The sequence below is a fragment of the Calditerricola yamamurae genome (assembly GCF_054654135.1).
The window spans coordinates 136,913-155,884 of record NZ_BAAIFH010000005.1 but is presented as its reverse complement, the minus strand read 5'-3'; the positions used below and the strand labels follow the sequence as shown (position 1 = coordinate 155,884).

Annotated in this window: 18 protein-coding genes, 1 tRNA gene, 1 pseudogene and 1 riboswitch; of the genes and pseudogenes, 7 read left to right on the top strand and 13 right to left on the bottom strand. The window is 63.0% G+C overall.

Annotated features, from left to right (window positions below; translation table 11 throughout):
- Positions 1-107 precede the first annotated feature (107 nt).
- Entirely contained in the window at positions 108-440 is a 333-nt protein-coding gene (locus ACYQ0Z_RS05915; protein ID WP_459865456.1) for an iron-sulfur cluster biosynthesis family protein, read from the top strand.
- Positions 441-533: 93 nt separating this feature from the next.
- Here ACYQ0Z_RS05915 and acuI read toward each other — a convergent pair whose 3' ends face one another.
- Positions 534-1,532: an acrylyl-CoA reductase (NADPH) gene (gene acuI / locus ACYQ0Z_RS05910; protein ID WP_459865454.1), complete on the bottom strand. Its 999-nt coding sequence runs from the start codon at positions 1,530-1,532 to the stop codon at positions 534-536.
- Positions 1,533-1,707: 175 nt separating this feature from the next.
- Between acuI and ACYQ0Z_RS05905 the strand changes: the two genes are divergently transcribed.
- Together ACYQ0Z_RS05905 and ACYQ0Z_RS05900 are read left to right on the top strand one after the other, a co-directional pair.
- Positions 1,708-2,025, top strand: coding sequence for a ferritin-like domain-containing protein (locus ACYQ0Z_RS05905; protein ID WP_459865452.1), 318 nt, complete (start codon positions 1,708-1,710; stop codon positions 2,023-2,025).
- Between the two features lie 12 nt (positions 2,026-2,037).
- Entirely contained in the window at positions 2,038-2,421 is a 384-nt protein-coding gene (locus ACYQ0Z_RS05900) for a spore coat protein (RefSeq protein ID WP_459865450.1), read from the top strand.
- Between the two features lie 88 nt (positions 2,422-2,509).
- Here the strand turns inward: ACYQ0Z_RS05900 and ACYQ0Z_RS05895 are convergent, their stop codons facing one another.
- The 5 genes and pseudogenes from ACYQ0Z_RS05895 to ACYQ0Z_RS05875 all read right to left on the bottom strand — a co-directional run bounded on the left by ACYQ0Z_RS05895 (position 2,510) and on the right by ACYQ0Z_RS05875 (position 7,163).
- Entirely contained in the window at positions 2,510-3,727 is a 1,218-nt protein-coding gene (locus ACYQ0Z_RS05895; protein ID WP_459865448.1) for an MFS transporter, read from the bottom strand.
- A 151-nt stretch (positions 3,728-3,878) separates the two neighbouring features.
- A tRNA-Thr gene (locus ACYQ0Z_RS05890) sits at positions 3,879-3,954 on the bottom strand.
- Between the two features lie 176 nt (positions 3,955-4,130).
- The gene (locus ACYQ0Z_RS05885; protein WP_459865446.1) at positions 4,131-5,102 is read right to left on the bottom strand and encodes a dihydrolipoamide acetyltransferase family protein; all 972 of its coding nucleotides are present in this window, start codon (positions 5,100-5,102) and stop codon (positions 4,131-4,133) included.
- Positions 5,103-5,125: 23 nt separating this feature from the next.
- Entirely contained in the window at positions 5,126-6,154 is a 1,029-nt protein-coding gene (locus tag ACYQ0Z_RS05880; RefSeq protein WP_459865444.1) for an alpha-ketoacid dehydrogenase subunit beta, read from the bottom strand.
- A gap of 39 nt (positions 6,155-6,193) precedes the next feature.
- Positions 6,194-7,163, bottom strand: a pseudogene (locus ACYQ0Z_RS05875) (thiamine pyrophosphate-dependent dehydrogenase E1 component subunit alpha).
- Positions 7,164-7,356: 193 nt separating this feature from the next.
- Between ACYQ0Z_RS05875 and ACYQ0Z_RS05870 the strand changes: the two are divergent.
- The 4 genes from ACYQ0Z_RS05870 to ACYQ0Z_RS05855 all read left to right on the top strand — a co-directional run bounded on the left by ACYQ0Z_RS05870 (position 7,357) and on the right by ACYQ0Z_RS05855 (position 11,697).
- Entirely contained in the window at positions 7,357-8,340 is a 984-nt protein-coding gene (locus ACYQ0Z_RS05870; protein WP_459865442.1) for an RluA family pseudouridine synthase, read from the top strand.
- Between the two features lie 85 nt (positions 8,341-8,425).
- Positions 8,426-8,540: riboswitch (TPP riboswitch) on the top strand.
- A gap of 151 nt (positions 8,541-8,691) precedes the next feature.
- Complete coding sequence (gene thiC / locus ACYQ0Z_RS05865) at positions 8,692-10,410, top strand: phosphomethylpyrimidine synthase ThiC (RefSeq protein ID WP_459865440.1); 1,719 nt, start codon at positions 8,692-8,694, stop codon at positions 10,408-10,410.
- Between the two features lie 150 nt (positions 10,411-10,560).
- Complete coding sequence (locus ACYQ0Z_RS05860) at positions 10,561-11,403, top strand: SPFH domain-containing protein (protein ID WP_459865438.1); 843 nt, start codon at positions 10,561-10,563, stop codon at positions 11,401-11,403.
- Positions 11,404-11,424: 21 nt separating this feature from the next.
- The gene (locus ACYQ0Z_RS05855) at positions 11,425-11,697 is read left to right on the top strand and encodes a type II toxin-antitoxin system antitoxin (RefSeq protein ID WP_459865436.1); all 273 of its coding nucleotides are present in this window, start codon (positions 11,425-11,427) and stop codon (positions 11,695-11,697) included.
- Positions 11,698-11,838: 141 nt separating this feature from the next.
- On the opposite strand, the gene ACYQ0Z_RS05850 is transcribed toward ACYQ0Z_RS05855, so the two are convergent.
- The 7 genes from ACYQ0Z_RS05850 to ACYQ0Z_RS05820 all read right to left on the bottom strand — a co-directional run bounded on the left by ACYQ0Z_RS05850 (position 11,839) and on the right by ACYQ0Z_RS05820 (position 18,925).
- Entirely contained in the window at positions 11,839-13,080 is a 1,242-nt protein-coding gene (locus ACYQ0Z_RS05850) for a M20 family metallopeptidase (protein ID WP_459865434.1), read from the bottom strand.
- Between the two features lie 37 nt (positions 13,081-13,117).
- Positions 13,118-14,665, bottom strand: a complete 1,548-nt coding sequence (locus ACYQ0Z_RS05845) for an AbgT family transporter (protein WP_459865432.1) — start codon at positions 14,663-14,665, stop codon at positions 13,118-13,120.
- Positions 14,666-14,697: 32 nt separating this feature from the next.
- The gene (locus ACYQ0Z_RS05840; protein ID WP_459865430.1) at positions 14,698-15,930 is read right to left on the bottom strand and encodes a Zn-dependent hydrolase; all 1,233 of its coding nucleotides are present in this window, start codon (positions 15,928-15,930) and stop codon (positions 14,698-14,700) included.
- A 142-nt stretch (positions 15,931-16,072) separates the two neighbouring features.
- Complete coding sequence (locus tag ACYQ0Z_RS05835) at positions 16,073-16,279, bottom strand: sigma 54-interacting transcriptional regulator (RefSeq protein ID WP_459865428.1); 207 nt, start codon at positions 16,277-16,279, stop codon at positions 16,073-16,075.
- Positions 16,276-17,280: a zinc-binding dehydrogenase gene (locus ACYQ0Z_RS05830; protein WP_459865426.1), complete on the bottom strand. Its 1,005-nt coding sequence runs from the start codon at positions 17,278-17,280 to the stop codon at positions 16,276-16,278. The genes ACYQ0Z_RS05835 and ACYQ0Z_RS05830 overlap by 4 nt, the downstream gene beginning before the upstream one ends.
- 55 nt (positions 17,281-17,335) lie before the next feature.
- Positions 17,336-18,019, bottom strand: coding sequence for a GNAT family N-acetyltransferase (locus ACYQ0Z_RS05825; RefSeq protein WP_459865424.1), 684 nt, complete (start codon positions 18,017-18,019; stop codon positions 17,336-17,338).
- A 48-nt stretch (positions 18,020-18,067) separates the two neighbouring features.
- The gene (locus ACYQ0Z_RS05820; RefSeq protein ID WP_459865422.1) at positions 18,068-18,925 is read right to left on the bottom strand and encodes a carbon-nitrogen hydrolase family protein; all 858 of its coding nucleotides are present in this window, start codon (positions 18,923-18,925) and stop codon (positions 18,068-18,070) included.
- Between the last annotated feature and the right edge of the window lie 47 nt (positions 18,926-18,972).

Here is an 18,972-nt window from a genome sequence, read left to right as displayed (position 1 = left end):
AACGGGAATTTTTTTTTGTTGTAAAACAGATGTGTTGCAAAACAGGGGAACATGTTATAATACAAGTGAATACACTGAACACAAACGCGTGCAAGGGGAGAGGACGGATGGCGCTCCGGATGACCATCACCGAGAAGGCGGCGGAATTCTACCGGCGGGAACTCAACGTGGAAGCGGGCGAGGCGCTGCGCCTGTTCGTGCGCATTGGCGGTATCGGCCATGTGGGCTATTCCTTCGGCATCCAGAAGGATCGCATCACGCCCGCCGATCATGTCCTTCGCGTAGGCGATGTGGCCTTTGTCGTCCGCGACGACGATGCCTGGTACCTGGACGGGATGATGATCGATCTGGACAACAAGGGCGAGATTGTCGTCTCCCACGAGCGGTTTGCGCGTCTGGATCATCCGGTTGAGGAACGCGCGCCCGCGTTGGTGGGCTGACGGGCCAAAGGAAAAGGGACGGCGCCTGCCGTCCCCGTTTTTTTTTGTGCATGCGGCATGTCCAACGAGCTGGGCGCAGGAAACGGGAAATCCCTAGGCGTTGACGTCCACCACCACACGCCCGCGAATCTTGCCCTGCAGGATGTCGCGGCCGACGGACGGCACTTCCTTCAGGGGCACCACTCGTGTCATCGCGTCCAGCTTGTCCAGCGGCAAATCTCGCGCCAGGCGCTGCCACGCCTGCTGGCGCCGCTCGCGCGGGCAATACACCGAGTCAATCCCCAGGAGGTTCACGCCACGCAAGATAAAGGGAAAGACGGTGGTCGCCAGCTCGCTGCCGCCGGCAAGCCCGCACGCAGCAACACTGCCCCCGTAGGCCACCGACCGCAGGAGGCCGGCCAGCGTATCGCCGCCCACCGTGTCCACGGCCCCGGCCCACTGCTCGGAGTCCAGCGCCTTCCCCGTCGGCGTCGCCAGCACCCTTCGGTCAATGATGCGGTAGGCGCCGAGGAAACGCAAATAGTCCTGGAGTTCCGGCCGCCCCGTCGACGCTACAACGCGGTAGCCAAGCCGGGCCAGCAAGGCCACCGCGATGCTGCCCACGCCGCCGGCCGCTCCCGTCACCACCACTTCCCGCTCACCCGGCTTCACGTCGTGCTCTTCCAGCGCCATGACGCACAGCATCGCCGTGAAGCCAGCCGTGCCGATAGCCATGGCCTGCTTCAGGTCAAGGCCCTGCGGCAACGGGACCAACCACTCCGCCTTGACCCGTGCGTACTGCGCATAGCCGCCCCAATGGCGCTCGCCGATCCCCCATCCCGTCACGATCACCGGGTCGCCCGGCCGCACGTCCGGGACGGACGACTCCTCCACCACGCCGGCGAGGTCGATGCCCGGCACCATCGGATACCGCCGCACAATCCTCCCGGGAACGTGAAGGGCCAGCCCATCCTTGTAGTTCACGCTGGAATACGCTACCTTGATCAGGACCTCGCCCTCCGGCAAGGCCGACCGCTCCACTTCCCGCACCGCGCAGCGAACCTCGCCATCTTCCTGTTCCAACACCAGAGCCCGAAACACCGCCTGCGACATCCGCCCCACCTCCCGTGGTATCGGGGAATTCACGGTTGTCAGGAATAGTATACCATTTGTCTCAAAGGGGGGAATGGCGAAAATCGTCGCACAGCACTCCCGCGCATAGGCAGGCGCTTCCGGTTTCATACTAGTGTTGCACCCTTGCAAAGGACCGCAAAAGGAGGAACCGACCATGGACACGCCGCAACCCTATCCGGGTCCCACGTACCAGCCCGCTTTCGGTGCGGCAGCGGCACAGCCGCAACCCTTGCGCTGGCCAACACCGCCCGAGGTCGTGACAACCAAAGACCTGGCCTACCTCAAGGACAGCCTATCGTGGGAGCTCCTGGCAATGAAAAAGTGCCACCACTTCGCCCAGGCATGCACCGACCCGCAGCTCCGCGAGGCCCTGGAAGCGGCCTGCCGGATGCACCAACGCCACTACGAAATGCTACTGGGACATCTCAACACCGGCGGATCCCGTCCTCCCGCGCCGGGACAGCCGATGTAAGGAGGGGCCACCATGCAACAACCGCCGAACAACCAGAAAATCGCCAATCCCAAACCGCCCGCCGAACCACAGGTGAAAGGCCCGCAACTGAACGACCGCGACCGGGTCAACGACGTGCTGGCCACCGAGAAATACCTGTGCCACAATTACACCATCATGGCCATTGAAGCCAGCCACGATCGCCTGCACCAGGACGTGCTGGCCATCCTGAACGAAACCCACCAGTGCCAGCGGCGCCTGTTCAACCTCATGTTTGAAAAAGGGTGGTACAAGCTGGAGGCGGCACCGGCCTACGAGGTGCAAAACGCCTACCAGCAGTTTTCCGGGTACCGTACACAATTCCCCCTCCATGGCGCAGGTGGGGAAACGGCCCAGACGGCCACACCATGGATGTGATCCGTGAAACGGGAAACGCCCTTGACCGCTTGCCGAAAGCGGAACAAGGGCGTTTTTGGCGTGATTCCCGTTCTCCCCCACATCCCGCTCATGCCTCCATCCCGTCCACCGGACGCCGTACGGCCCCGCTGCGCCGCGCGATCCACAGGATGGGGAGGATGCCCAGCAGGGTCAATCCGCCGAACAGCACATACGTGCCGTAGATGCTGTAACGATCCATCACCAGGCCACCGAGCACGTTGCACGCCACCGTGCCAAGCCCGTGTCCAAACGCCGCGAAAATGCCCAGGGCCGTTGCCTGCAGGTGGCGGGGCGCCAGTTCGCGAACCAACGGCGGCGCGGCGGCCAAGTACAAGCCGACGGAAAAGCCTTGCAGCAAAAAGAGCCCCAACACCGCGGCCAGCGGTGGTGCCGTGGCATACCACAGCCACCGCCCCGCCGACACCGCACTGGCCAAAAGGAGCGTGCCCGCCAGCCCCCAGCGGCGCACAAACCAACCGGCGGTGCGCATGAAAATCACTTCGCTTCCGGCAAAGAGGAGAAACGCCACCCCGATGCCCGCCACCGATCCCCCGAGGGCCTGGTACAGCAAGCCAAAGTAGACATTGTTCCCGTTAATCGGCCCAAACACCAGGAAGGCGCTCAGCACGAACAGCGCGTAGGACGGGAGGCTGAGCAGGTCGCGCAGACCCCGCCACAGCCGCACGTGGCCCGTTTCCTCCCCCTGGTCGGGCAGGCGACGGACAACCCACAGGGAGGCGAACAGCGCCGCGGCATACAAGGGAAACAGCACCCCAAGCCCGAAGGCGTCGGCCGCCCTGCCGGCTACAAACGCCGCCGTGGCGAACCCAACCGCGCCCCACAACCGGATGTTCCCGTAGGAAACGCCACTTTCGCGCGCAAACCGTAAGGCCAGGCTGTCGGAAATGGGCACGATGGCGCTCTGAAACAGGTGCAGCCCGACAAGCAGTACGAGCATGACGGCAAAACCGTCGGCCACGAGAAAGCCAAGGGCGATCGTTCCCGACATCACTGCGGCAACCGTCAACACACGCAGCGGCCGTTGCGTGGCATCACAGAGCAGTCCCCAAACCGGTTGGGTTACGATCGCCACAATCGGTCCGACGGCCGTCAGCACGCCAATTTCCGTTCCCGAAAACCCCTTGGCCTCCAGAAAGCGCGACAGGAGTGGATAGAAGGCTCCAAACGCAAAAAAGAACCCCAGAAACAGCGCGTTGAGCCGCAGGTACGTCCCCCGCCACGGCATGGCGGCACGCCCGAGCTCCTGCGTCTTTGCCAATGACACGCCATTCCCCTCCCCCGCTTGCCGACCCATTCGCCGCTCGCCTGCGACGGTACGATCGGAGCGATCCTCTTTGACACGGCAAACGCGCAAGACAAGAAAGAATAAAGAAACCCGCCACCGGACATTCCGGTGCGGGCTTTTGGCTATGTAGTGGTGCTGGCGGAGGGACTTGAACCCACGACCTACGCATTACGAGTGCGCCGCTCTACCAACTGAGCTACGCCAGCACATTTGCGTCGCCGATCACGCTTATCAATTTACACGAGACCAACGGAAATGTCAAGTGGAATTTTTTTCCGCTCCATCCGCAACAGGTGCCTCCTCGCCCCATGGCTGCCGGCTCCCTTTTCGTTTCCGGCCTGCATCGCCGGGAAAGAAAAAAAGCCCCGTTCCCGGGGCGATCTCACGTGTTTCCGACCAGAAGCACAGGCCGAGCCAACAGTTCGGCGATTCGCCCCAGAAACTTCGCCCCTGGGGCTCCATCCACCACCCGATGGTCAATGGTAAGACTCAGCGTCATTTCATGCACGGGGCGCCACTCACCCGCCACCTGTTGTGGAACTTGGCGAATCCGGCCAACCCCCACGATCGCCACCTCTAGAGGATTCAGGATCGGCGTAAAGGCATCAATCCCCTCCATTCCAAGATTCGAGATGCTGATCGTGCTCCCCGTTACGTCATCCGGGTCCAACTTGCCGGTTCGCGCACGTTCGCGCAGATCCCGCAACCGGCGACTGATTTCCACCAGGCTCGCCGATTCTGCATGCCGCACAACCGGCACCACCAACCCCTCTTCCAGGGCAACGGCAACCCCCACATGTACCCAGGGAAAGAACGTGATTGCATCACCTTCCCAGCGGGCATTCACCTGCGGTACGGCCTGCACCGCTTTCGCTACGGCCTTGACCAGAAAGTCCGTATAGGTAAGCCGAACCCCGTATTCGGCTTCAAACACCGGGGCGACCTCCGCGCGGAAGCGCACCAGCGCATCAACATTCACCTGGGTGGTTAAGGTGACTTGCGCCGACTCTCGCAGACTCTCGAGCATCCGCCGGGCGATCGTTGCCCGCATGGAGGTTACAGGTTTTCGGATGGGAGATTCCGACCCAGAAGGCTTTTCCGCCTGGCTCTGCACGGCCCCTGCCCGAGTCGCCGGGTGGATTACTTTCACCGTCTCTGCGGACATTGCGGCAGCCGTGGCCGAATTCCCCCTGCGCGATTCCATCCAGGCCAAAAGTTCGTCCCGTCCGACCCGCCGACCCGGAAACGCGACCGCAATTTCCGCGAGGTCCACCCCCCGTTCTCGGGCCAATCGGCGGGCAGCCGGCGTCAACCGGGTCCCTTCCAGTTGCTTCTCTTCTGCCACCGCCGGCACCGGAACGGACCGCTTGGATCGGGCTACTGGAAGGTTTCACGGACCGCCTCTACCACCTTGGCCGCGTTCGGAAGATACGCGTCTTCCAGCACCGGGCTGAAGGGCACGGGTGCGTGTGGAGGCGTGACCGTACGGATCGGGGCATCGAGAAAATCAAATCCCTTGGTGGCGACGACCGAGGCGATCTCCGATGCCATCGAGCAACGCGGGTTGGCTTCATCCACCACAATCAATCGGCCGGTCTTTTCCACCGAGGTGAGAATGGTTTCTTCGTCCAGCGGCTGCAAGGTACGCGGATCGATCACCTCAACCTCTTTCCCTTGCGCCGCAAGGATCTCGGCCGCTTCGAGGGCCACATGGACCATCTTGCCGATTGCCACCACCGTCGCGTCTTTCCCCGGTCGCTTGATGTCGGCTTTCCCCAAGGGAATCGTGTAGGTCCCCTCCGGAACCCGCCCTTTCTGATTTAACAGGGCGATATGTTCACAAAAGATGACGGGGTCGTCATCTCGAATCGCCGAACACAGCAACCCCTTCGCGTCGTACGGCGTGGAGGGGACCACCACTTTCAGGCCCGGAACATGCACGAATACGGGATAAAGAATCTGGCTGTGCTGGGCAGCCGCCCGGTACCCCGCCCCGATCAAGGTACGCACCACGAGCGGAACCTTCGCCTTACCGCCAAACATGTACCGCAACTTGGCTGCTTGGTTCAGCGGGATGTCGTAGCAGACCCCGACGAATCCGACGAACATCAACTCCACCACAGGCCGAAGCCCCGTCGCGGCGGCACCGACAGCCGCACCGATAAACCCCGCCTCGGAAATCGGTGTATCCAGTACACGCTCCCGGCCAAACTCCTGAACGAGCCCCCTCGTTACCCCCAAAACGCCACCCCAGGCTTCGTCACCCGCCAGATGGTCAACCCCCGCACCGCCGGCCACATCTTCGCCCATCAGCACAACCGTTGGATCCCGCCGCATTTCCTCTCGCAACGCCTCATTGATTGCCTGTTGCAGGGTAATGGTTCGCGTTTGCACATCCGTGCGCATATAACGAACCTCCTGGCCCTTTCGATGATCTGCGCCACACTAGGCCGTGGCGTACACATCGGCAAGCAGATCTTCGGCAACGGGCAACGGGCTTTCCTCAGCAAACCGTATCGCCTCGGCGATGAGATCCTGAACCCGCCGGTCGATCTCCCGCAGGCTGGTTTCCTCCAGCAGTCCCCGTTCCAGCACATAGCGGCGGAAGAGTTGAATCGGATCGCGGGGCCCCATAATCGTCTCCTGGTCCTCCGCTTTCTTGTACTTCTGGGTGTCACCCTCGAAATGTCCGAACATGCGGTAGGTTTTGCACTCGATGAGGGACGGCCCCTTGCCCTCCCGTGCCCGTCGTACTGCCTCTCCCATCGCCTCGTACACCGCGAACACATCCTGTCCGTCTACCACAACACCGGGGATGTTATACCCGGCGGCCCGATCGGCAATGTTCTGGGCCGCGCAAGCATACCAGACCGGTGTGGACTCGGCATACAGATTGTTCTCACATACAAAGACCACCGGTAATTTCCAAATCGCGGCCAGATTCAGGCTTTCATGGAAGGTTCCCTGGTTGGCGGCCCCATCGCCAAAGAAGCAGACGGCTACCGCCCCCGTTCGCAAGGTTTTTGCCGTTAAGCCGGCCCCTACCGCCAGCGGGAATCCGCCGCCGACAATCCCGTTTGCGCCGAGCATCCCTCTGTGCACATCGGCAATGTGCATGGAGCCCCCTTTGCCCTTGCAAAGCCCTGTGGCCTTGCCGAAAATCTCGGCCATCATCCCCTTTACATCACAACCCTTTGCAATGCAGTGGCCATGCCCTCTATGGGTACTGGTTAAGAAAATCGCCATCGGTGAGATGGGCGCACGTACCCACCGCAACCGCTTCCTCACCGGCATACAGGTGCACGAATCCGGGAATCCGCCCTTTGCTGAAGTAATCCCGGACGGCCAACTCAAATTCGCGGATCAACCGCATGCGTTCATACATCCAGCGCAGTTTCTCCGGCCCGATTTCCATATGCTTCCCCCATATACCCGGAATTCTCTGAACAGAAAGGTTTTTTAATGCAGGCTCGCACCCGCGGCAAGAGCGCTTACATCCATCGCTTTCATATGTATACCGACTTGGCTAGTTTTATGATCTCCATCCCTGTTCGCAACAGGGGTGTCGGTTATCATAGAGGGGGAGAAGCGCCAAGGAGGCTGCACACATGGACAACACTCCCGTCAAGCGGCACAATAAGTGGATCACGTTCACCGTGCCGGTCGACTGGGAGGGCCGCACGGTACGCGAGGTGCTCAAGGGGCCGCTGCTGCTGTCGAATCGGATGATCAACCGGTTAACCCGGATGCGCGGCATCCGGCTCAACGGACGCATGCCGTGGCTCGACCGCCCGGTACGGGCCGGCGACCGATTGGCCGTGGCCATCCGCCCGTGGGAGGAGCCGGACCTTGTGCCGGAACCGGTGCCCTTTGGCCTCGTCTACGAGGATGACGATCTGCTCGTCGTCGACAAACCGGCGGGGATCAACGTGCATCCGGTGCGCCGTCATGAGCGGGGCACCCTCGCCCACGGCATCGCCTACCACTGGCAGCAGCAGGGCGTGGAGGCCCGCGTGCGTCCGGTGCACCGCCTCGACCGCGACACTTCGGGCCTGCTGCTGGTGGCCAAGCACGCCTACGCCCACCAGCTTCTCGACCGCGCCCTGCGCGAAAAACGCATCCGCCGCGTCTACCTGGCCGTGGTGCACGGCCGCCTGGCCGAAGGCACGGGCGTCATCGACGCCCCCATCGCCCGGGATCCGGGCCATCCGCTGCGCCGGCGCGTCGATGAACGCGGGGAACCGGCCGTCACGCGCTACCGCGTGCTTACGCAAACGGACGACGCGTCGTTTGTCGAGGCGGAATTGGAGACGGGCCGAACGCACCAGATCCGCGTCCACTTCGCCCACCTCGGCCATCCGCTGTTCGGGGACCGACTGTACGGCGCCGCCACCGAGCATATCGCCCGGCAGGCCCTCCACGCCGCCCGGCTGGCCTTCACCCATCCGCTGACCGGCGCGGCGATGGCCTTTTCGTCGCCCCTACCGGAAGACCTGCGGCACCTGGTCAAGACCCTTGGCCTTGCGGTGCCCGATGACGTCCTCGGCGTTGACGCACCCGCCCGGGTTCCCGAATGCGGCACTTTTCCCTGATTCGGCATGGGTCGCTCGGGGCCCATGGAACAAATTTGTTGCCTGTTGTCCCCCGCTGCGCTACGATAGAGATGACAGCCAACCGCATACCGCACACGGGAGCTCGGGGAGCCGGGCTGAGAGGGTGACCAGGAATCCGTCACCGACCGTCTGAACCTGACCAGGGTAATGCCTGCGCAGGGAACGTGCACCGACGCACCATTCGCCACGCACGGCCGCCTTCCCTGGCGGCCTTTTTTCACCCCTTTCACATTCGCCGCAATTCTTCGTCGCTTTCCGCCCCGGATCCCTCCCCTGCCACCGTGTGGACGTGCGGCGCTGTCAACACTCCGCGGCAGAGGAGGAGGCGCCATGTCCGCTCGCAAGCTGAACCTCTCCATCGGCTCCTACACGAACTACTTCCCCAACAGCCGGAAGGTGTACGTGCAAGGCTCGCGCCCCGACATCCGCGTGCCGATGCGCGAAATCACGCTCAGCCCCACAAAAGGGCTTCGCGGTGAGGAGACAAACCCGCCCCTGCGCGTCTACGACACGAGCGGCCCCTACACCGACCCCCATTACACCGTCGACCTGGAAAAGGGCCTACCCAAGCTGCGCCGGCCGTGGATCCTCGAGCGCGGCGACGTGGAGGAGATCGTTGGCCACAAGGGGCGACGCGTCTTCCGCGCCAAGGCCGGATGCGCGGTAACGCAGATGGCCTACGCCAAGCGCGGCATCGTCACGCCGGAAATGGAGTTCGTCGCCCTGCGCGAGGGGATGGATCCGGAATTCGTGCGCCAGGAAGTGGCCCGCGGCCGGGCGATCATTCCGGCGAACATCAACCACCCGGAAACGGAACCGATGATCATCGGGCGGAACTTCCACGTCAAGATCAACGCCAACATCGGCAACTCCGCCGTCGCCTCGTCCATTGAAGAAGAGGTCGAAAAGATGACCTGGGCCATCCTGTGGGGCGCCGACACGGTGATGGACCTGTCGACGGGCAAGCACATCTATGAAACGCGGGAATGGATCCTGCGCAATTCCCCCGTCCCCATCGGCACCGTGCCCATCTACGAGGCCCTGGAGAAGGTGGGGGGCAAGCCGGAGGAGCTGACGTGGGAAATCTACCGCGACACGCTCATCGAACAAGCCGAGCAGGGCGTCGACTACTTTACCATTCACGCCGGCGTGCGCCTGGCCTACATCCCGCTCACGGCCCATCGCGTCACGGGCATCGTCTCCCGCGGCGGATCGATCATCGCCGCCTGGTGCCTGGCCCATCACGAGGAAAACTTCCTGTACACGCACTTTGAGGAAATTTGCGAAATCTGCCGCGCATACGATGTGGCCATCTCCCTTGGGGACGGCCTGCGCCCCGGCTCCATCGCCGACGCCAACGACGAGGCTCAGTTCGCCGAGCTCAAGACCCTCGGCGAGCTGACGAAGATCGCCTGGGAACACGACGTACAGGTGATGATCGAAGGACCGGGCCACGTGCCGATGCACAAGATCAAGGAGAACGTCGACTTGCAGATGAAGATTTGCCACGAGGCCCCCTTCTACACCCTGGGACCCATCGTCACCGACATCGCCCCCGGCTACGACCACATCACCTCCGCCATCGGCGCGGCAATGATCGGCTGGTACGGCACGGCCATGCTGTGCTATGTCACACCGAAGGAGCACCTCGGCCTGCCGAACAAGGAGGACGTGAAGGAAGGCGTCATCGCCTATAAGATCGCCGCCCACGCCGCCGACGTGGCCAAGGGCCACCCGCGGGCCCAGCAGCGCGACGACGCCCTGTCGAAGGCGCGCTTCGAGTTCCGCTGGCGCGACCAGTTCAACCTCTCCCTCGACCCCATCCGGGCCCAGGAATTCCACGACGAGACGCTGCCCGCCGAAGGGGCAAAAACGGCCCACTTCTGCTCGATGTGCGGACCGAAATTCTGCAGCATGCGCATCACCCATGACCTGCGCGCCTACGCCCGGGAAAAGGGCCTCGACGAACAGGCGGCGATCGCCGAGGGTCTGAAGGAAAAGGCAGCGGAATTTCGTGCCCGGGGCGGGGCGATTTACCCGCGCACCTAACCCGCGCGCCGCAACAAGAAACTCTTTTCCGGGTTTTGCTGTCTCCTGAACCGATGGGGGTTCCCATCGGTTTTCTTCTTGCCACGCTTGCTATCACAATGATATCATGTTGTTGAAATCGTTTGACACCAGTTGAGAGGAGGCAATGGGATGCGGGAAAAACCCTTATCCGCCATCAACGGTTTTGTGGGAATCGCCGTCATCCTCGCGCTGCTCGGCCTCGGCGCCTGGCTCCTCTTCAGCGCGGGGAATGTGGCAGGCATCGCGCTGCTGGTGCTCGGCCTGCTGCTGGCCAGCGGCATCGTCATGGTGCAGCCCAACGAGGCCAAAGCCGTCGTGTTCTTCGGTCGCTACCTCGGGACCCTCCGCGAAAACGGGCTCCACCTCACCTACCCGCTCACCAGCCGCAAGCGCGTCTCACTGCGCATTCGCAACTTTACGAGCGCCAAGCTGAAGGTCAACGACGTGGAGGGCAACCCCATCGAGATCGCCGCCGTCATCGCCTTCCGCGTGGTCGACTCGGCCAAAGCCTTGTTTGACGTGGACGAATACGAACGGTTCGTCGAAATCCAGAGCGAGGCCGCCATCCGCAACATCGCCAGCCGGTATCCCTACGACCTGTTCGACCAGGAAGGGATTTCGCTGCGCAGCCACACCGAGGAGGTGGCCGCCGAGCTGAAGGCCGATCTGCAACAGCGGTTGGCCGTGGCCGGCGTAGAGGTGCTGGAGGCGCGGTTGACCCACCTTGCTTACGCCGCCGAGATCGCCGGTGCCATGCTGCAGCGGCAGCAGGCAAAAGCCATCGTCGCCGCGCGGGAAAAGATCGTCGAGGGCGCCGTGGGCATGGTGCAGATGGCCCTCGACAAGCTGGAGCAGGAAGGGATCATCGCCCTGGACGAAGAGAAAAAGGCCACCATGGTCAACAACCTCATGGTGGCCATCGTGGCGGAGCGACCGGCCCAGCCGGTGATCCACACCGGCACCATCTACTGAAGGTGTCGGGGAAGACCGGCCATGGCGCCGAAAAAATCGTTCCTCCTCCGCCTCGATCCCCAGCTTTACGATGTCCTGGCGCGATGGGCCGCCGACGAGTTCCGCTCCGTCAACGGGCACATCGAGTACCTGCTTCGCGAGGCCGCGCGGCGCGCCGGCCGCTGGCCAAAGAAGGGCGAGGAACCCATGCCGGTCGGCCCCGGCAACGATGAGCCGGAACGGGCGCGGGGCGACCCGACCGGACCGGCGCCCCACGACGGGACAAACGACGGCCGTCCCCGCAAGGACGGCTAAACGGCAGCGGCCCGCCACACGCAGGGTCCCGGTACGCACGCGTTGATGCGTCCGGGGCTCTTTCGTTTCGCGTATCCGCGCCCCGGCGCCTTCCGCCGGACGGCATGCGGATCCGGCCACGTCCCACCGGGACCGTTCGCCTTACGCCGTGGTCACCGACGGCTGGCTAGCTTCGGGCAGGGTCAGCTGCACCCCGTCCAGGACGCTCTCCCCAACCAGCGTGCGCAGCGTCAGGGCGGCCAAGGTCTTGGCCGCCACGGCCATGGCCCGCTCGTCGATGTCAAAGCGCGGGTGATGGTGCGGGTAAGCCGCCCCCACCTGCGGGTTGCCCGCCCCGGTAAAGAAGAAGGTGCCGGGGACCTCCTGCAGATAGTAGGCAAAATCTTCGCCGCCCATCAACGGCTCCATGCTCACGAGCCGGTTGGCGTCATAGATGCGCGAGAGGATGTCGACCAGCAGGCGCGTTTCCCGTTCATGGTTGACCAGTGCCGGATACCCGCGCGTGTACGTGTAAGTGTAGCGTGCGCCGGCAGCGGAACAGACGCCGTGCACCACCCGCTCGATCTCCCGTTCCAGCAGGGTGCGCACCCCCTCGTCGAAGGCGCGCGCCGTACCTTCCAGTTCCGCCTGCTCGGCGATGACGTTGAACGCCGATCCGGCGTGGAACGACCCCACCGTCACCACCGCCGGCTGTACCGGGTCGACCCGCCGCGCGACCACCTGCTGGAGCATGCTCACCAATTGGGCCCCAATGGCGATGGCGTCCACCGTCTCATGGGGCGCCGCCCCATGACCGCCGCGCCCCTCGACCACAATGCGGAAGGCGTCGGCCGCCGCCATCATCGGCCCTTCCCGGTAGCCGATCGTGCCGAGGGGCAGGCCGCTCCACACATGGGTACCATAGATGACGTCCACGCCCTCCAGGCACCCGTCCTCGATCATCGCCTTGGCCCCGCCCGGGGTCACCTCCTCGGCAAACTGGTGGATGAACACCACCCGTCCCGGCAGCCGGTCGCGCACGGCGCACAAGGCCTTGGCCACGCCGAGAAGGATAGCCGTGTGGGCGTCGTGGCCGCAGGCGTGCATCACACCGGGAACCCGGGAACGGTACGGCACCTCCTTTTCATCTTGAATGGGCAAGGCGTCGAAATCGGCACGCAAGGCCACCGTGGGGCCGGGCGACGCGCCTTCCAGCACCGCCACCACCCCGCGCCCGCCGACGCCCTCCCGCACGGCGAGCCCAAACGAGCGCTGCAGTTCGGCAATGCGTTTGGGCGTTTCCACCTCCTGAAACGACAGCTCGGGGTGCATATGGAAGTGCCGGCGCCAGCCGACCATGTCCGGAAAGAGGCGATCCAGGTGGTGAAACACCGCATTCAACATCCGCTTTCCCCTCCTAATTGCAAACGTAAACCGTGCCTCACGAGCGAAACAGCGGCCCATCGGGACCCAACGGCCAACCGAGAACGTACCAGAGGGCAAACAACGCCATCCACGCCAACGCGAAGAACAGAGTAAAGGGCAGCAATGCGGCGATGAGCGTGCCCATGCCGACACGCGAATCATACTGTTTGGCAAACGACAGCAAAATGGCGAAATATGGCAACATGGGTGTGATCGGATTGGTGATCGAGTCGCCAATGCGATAAGCCATTTGCGTTAGCGCCGGATCATAACCCAGCAGGAGAAACATCGGAACAAAAACAGGTGCCAGGATGGCCCATTTGGCAGATGAACTGGCCAAGATCAGATTGATGAGCGCCGAGAGAACGACAAAGCTGAGCAGAAGAGGCAATCCGGTAAAACCAATCGATTCCAGAAGCGCCGCCCCTTTAATGGCCAAGATGGGACCCAGGTTGCTCCATTGGAAATAGGCGATCATCTGCGCGGCCACAAAGGCCAGAACGATGTACGGCCCCATCGTGGACATTGCCTTCCCGAGCATCCGCGCCACATCCCGGTCTGAGCGAATTGTCCCCGCTCCAATGCCGTAAAACAGCGCAGGGAGGAAAAAGAGCAACATGGCGATGGGCACAATGCCCTTCATCAAGGGTGCATCGGTTAATAGCGAGCCGGTTTCCGGATTGCGGAGCACGGCGTTTTCCGGTACGGTGCCCCACAGCAAAAGCAGCAAATACCCCAGTGCCGCGACGCCGGCCCAGCGTAATCCCCGCCGTTCACGATCCGAAAGCGGCTCCACCTGGTCAACCGCCGGCTCCCGCATTCCTAGCCGAGGAATGGTAAAACGCTGCGTTACCCAGTAGCCAACCCCCAACAAAACAACGGTCGAGGCAATCAGGAAGTAGTAATTCATGGCCGGATTGGCCATGTAGTTTGGTTCGATGAGCTGGGCCCCCTTCTCCGTAAAGCCCGCCACCAACGCATCCAACATGTTGACGAGCAAGTTGGCACAAAACCCGCCTGCCACCGAGGCGTAGGCCACGACCAGGCCCACCAGCGGGTTGTACCCCAGTGAGGCGGTGATCATGGCCGCAATCGGCGGCAACACGATAAACGCGGCGTCTCCAGCAGCATTGCCCATGATCCCCGCAAAGAGAATGGCTGGAATCACCAGACGGCGTGGTGCTGCCAACACCAGGCGCTTTATCAGAGCGGGAATCAGCCCTGACTCTTCGGCCAACCCCACCCCCAACATGGCCACCAAGACCAATCCCAGGGGCGGGAATTGCGCAAAATTCTGCACCATTTCCGTAAGGATGCGCACCAGGCCTTCCCGCGTCAGCAAGCTTACGGCGTGCACCGTTTCCTGGGTTGCGGGGTTTACGGCTGAAACCCCGGCCAAGGCTGCAAAGTGCGAGGCGACCACAATGGACAAAGCAATCAGCACAAAAAGGGTAACCGGATCCGGTAGGCGGTTCCCGTACTGCTCAACCTTGTCCAACACACGCGCAAACAACGATCGCGATGAAAGGGTCTGATGGGAAGTCGGCAACGTCGATTGTGCCATGGGCCTACCTCCTTCAGAACGAAACCGCTTGTCTACACACGGTTCGTTGCCAACTGGAGGACGGTTTCATATAACACGCGGGCCCCCCATTCGCAATCGGCTTTGTCGGTCCATTCATCCGGATGGTGGCTGATCCCCCCTTTGGACCGAACGAAAATCATCCCCATGGGACACACACGGGCCATCAGCATGGCATCATGGCCGGCACCGCTGGGTAGCGTGACATAAGGTACCCCAACCCGGTGACAGGCTACCTCCACCGCTGCGCGAACGTTCGCGTCACACGGAACCGGGGCAATTCGCTGCAGTTCGTGCACCGTAATGGTCACGCCCCGGTACCGAGCAATGGCTTCTCCGCGTTTCCGGATGCGCTGTTCGAGCTCATTGCGTACCGTTTCATTCGCGTCACGCAGATCCACTGTCAGCTCAACCCGGCCGGGAATGACATTCACACCGCCGGGATGTACACGAACGGTTCCCACCGTGGCAACGGCCGACGGAAATCGGCGCGCTTCTTCTTCTATGGCAAGCACAAACTCCGCAGCCGCCACGAGGGCATCTCTCCGTTCAGCCATCGGAGTCGTCCCGGCGTGGCCTGCCCATCCCTCGATGACCACGCTCAGCCACAGCGGGCCGGCAATACCGCTGACCACGCCAACAGGAACACCATGTCGCTCGAGCACCCCACCCTGTTCAATGTGCAATTCCAAATAGGCCCGCAACGTCTCCGGCCGGCGCCGCGCATCGCCGATCCGTTCGGGAGCATATCCTGCCTCGCGCATCGCTTGGGCAAGAGAAACCCCCTGAGCATCGCAACGGGCCAAATCGTCCGTTGTCAGTTCGCCGATCACCGCTCGGCTGCCGATCATCCCAAACCGAAATCTCGCCCCTTCCTCATCCACAAACGCCACGACTTCAACGGGGCAATCGGTTTCTACGCCGTGTTCCTGCAAGGTTTGCAACACCTCCACACCCGCCAGGACACCGAGGGCGCCGTCAAATCGCCCCCCGTTTGGTACCGTGTCGAGGTGGGAACCAATCAAGATGGCAGGCGCGTTCGGGTCCTGCCCTTCCCTACGTCCGTACAGGTTGCCGACCGAGTCCTCCCATACATCCAACCCTGCGTCTCGCAGGTATTGGGCTACTTGTTCCTTGGCCTTTCGCTCTTCATCGGTATACGAAAACCGCGTGAGACCACCGGAGGCCTGTTGCCCAATGGTGCCCAACTCCATCAAGCGGCTCCACAATCGTTCGCCGTCGATCATAGCCCTCTCCTCCTATTTGTTCAATACTGAAGAGAAAGATAAAAGAAAGATTAAAGATAATTGTAACATAACACATTGCTGCTGAATCAAGCAAGCGCGCACAGCATCTTGGCCTGTAACACAGGGAAATCCCCAATCTCGTTCAAAAGTTGCCGCCCTGCGCCCGGGCCTTCCTTTGTGCCGCTACGCAGGGAACCGTACCCCTTTCGTAGCCAAACAATTCGGACGCCAACAGTTCTTCAGGTATAGCTGCACAATTCAGACAAAAAACGGAGCAAACGGCAGCGGCGCCAACGATGCAACCCCGCCGCCGTACGCCCCTTGAAACGCCTACCGATTCTTTGCTCATTCCCCGATCCGCAGCACCAGCTTCCCGAACTGCCGCGACGCCAGGAGCTTGTCAAACGCCTCGCGCGCCCGCTCCAGCGGGTATACGCTGTCGATCACCGGACGGATGCCGTGCCTTTCAACAAAGGCCACCATCTCGGCAAACTCCTCGCCACTGCCCATCGTCGTGCCGAGCAGCGAATACTGGCCGTAAAAGAAGCGGCGCAGATCCAGCGTGGCGTGGCTGCCGTAGCCGGCGGCGAAGGTCACCAGTCGGCCGCCTGGGCGCAGCGAGGCCAGCGACTTGTCGAAGGTGACGCCGCCCACCGTCTCCACCACCACGTCGGCGCCGCGACCGCCGGTGGCCTCCTTCACCGCTTCCGGCCAATCACCCTCCGTGTCGAAGGCGGCGTCGACGCCGAGGGCCAGCGCCCGTTCCCGCTTTTCGGCGCGGCGGGAAGTGACGAACACCCGCGCTCCGGCCGCCTTGGCCATCTGCAACGCGAACAACGCCACCGCACCGCCGATGCCCGGGATGACCACCGTCTCCCCCGGCTGAAGGTGAGCCCGCGTAAACAGCGCCCGGTACGCCGTCAGCGCCGACAAGGGGAGTGCCCCGGCCTCTTCCCACGTCAGATACGCCGGCTTGGGCACCGCGTTCTCCGCCGGCACCACCACGTACTCGGCAAAGGTGCCGTTGTCGGGCACGCCGAGGATGCGAAAGCCCTTGGGTGGGGCATCGCTGCGCTTCGGCCAGCCAAGGCTGGGGTTGACGAGCACCGCGTCGCCCACGCGCACGTTCGTCACCCCGTCGCCCACCGCGTCCACAACGCCCGCGCCATCGGAACCGAGAACGGTACCGGGTTCCACGGGCATGCGACCTTCCACAAAGTACAAATCGCGATGGTTCAGGGCCGCCGCGGTCACCCGGATGCGCACCCATCCGGGCGGCACCTCCGGGGTGGATACCTCCCGCAGCGCAAGTCCCTCCAATCCCACGCCTTCCCACACCAACGCCTTCATCCTCGCGCGCCTCCTCCCGCTTCATTAAATTGGAACAGACGATTCCCCATGGCGGTCATGCGCCCACGCGTTCCGTCGCCTTGAACGGATTCCGCCATTCCATCAGCGCGGCATAGTTGCGCGACTCCTCGTCCTCCAGGTAGTCCGGGACCACGGCGAGGGGCGTGCGCCCGCACCGCAGCAGAAACGTGATGACCGGATCGGTAAGCTCGCCGCGCACCACAGCGTCCAGGTACTGCTCAGCCGTCATCCGGTCGGCCACGCGGTGATATCTGGGCATGCGCCCCCCGCCCAGCAGGCGGTCGAGCCCCTTGTGTACCACGAGCTCGTACATCGACTGCATCAGCCACTTGCCCAGGCCCAGCCCCCGGTAGCGCGGCCGCACGCTGATGTCCACCACGTACAGCGTGTTGCCGTCCGGGTCGTGGTTGCGGATGTACCCGTTGTCGGTGATGTCCGCCCACGTGTGGTGGGGATGAGCCGGGTCAAAGCGGACGATGAGCGTCGTCATCGATCCAGCCAGTTCCCCGTCCACCTCCACACACAGGGCGCCCTCGGGAAAGCGCGTCACATGGCTGGCCAGCTGCTCCTCGTTCCACCACAGCTCCGAGGGGAACGGCGGCGGGAAACACTCCTGCTGGATGCGAATCAGCTCGGCAAAATCACGCTCCGTGTAGTGCCGAATCACCGCTTTCACCGGACGGTTCCGGTCAAACACATACAGTTCCTTGCGATACACCAAGGCCACCTCCCCCAACCCGTCAACACGCGTCTGAGCGGCGCCCCGTCATGCCCAATCGGGGTACAAGTCGGTACGCCGGTCGCGCCACGTGGTCACCGCCCCCCGCACCCGCACCTCCTCAAGGAGGTCCAGATCCAGGTCGGCCACCACCACCATGTCGGCACCCGTTACGCCCTCGGCCACGACCCCCCGCGGCGGAAAGGGAATGTCGTTCGGCGCGATCACCGCCGCCTGCCCATAGTTGGCGCGCATGAAGTCCACCGTGGGCAGGGACCCCACCGTGCCGGCGTTCACCACGTACACCTGGTTCTCCACCGCCCGCGCGTGGCAAGTGTAGCGGACGCGCCAAAAGCCGGGTTCGTTGTCGGTGCACGAAGGGCAAAAGATCACGTTCGCCCCCCGCGCCCGCGCCATGCGCGCCAGCTCCGGGAACTCCACGTCATAGCAGATGAGCACGGCGATCGCTCCCTTTTCTGTTTCGAACACGTGGAGCGCATCGCCCGGCACCAGGTTCCACTCGCGCACCTCCGTCGGCGTCAGGTGCAGCTTGGCCTGCTTGGCCACCCGGCCATCGGGAAAAAACAGGTGCGCCACGTTGTACAGGCGATCGCCGCGCCGCACCACATGTGTCCCGCCGATGAGCAGCATTCCCGTCTCCCCGGCGAGACGGCCAAACAGCCGGCGATACACCTCGGTAAAGTCGGGCAGCGCTTCGATCGGCAGCGCGTTGCCGCGGTCGTCGCCGATGGACAGGAGCTGGGTGGTGAAAAATTCAGGAAAGAGCACGACGTCCGCGCCAAATTCTTGGGCCGTTTTCACGTAGTGGGTTACCTGGGCACAAAACTCGTCGACCGATTGGATCGAGCGCAACGCATACTGCACCGCTGCAACGCGCATGCGCACCTATGTCCATCCTCCTTTTTTACTCATTTGAGATCAACATACCACAA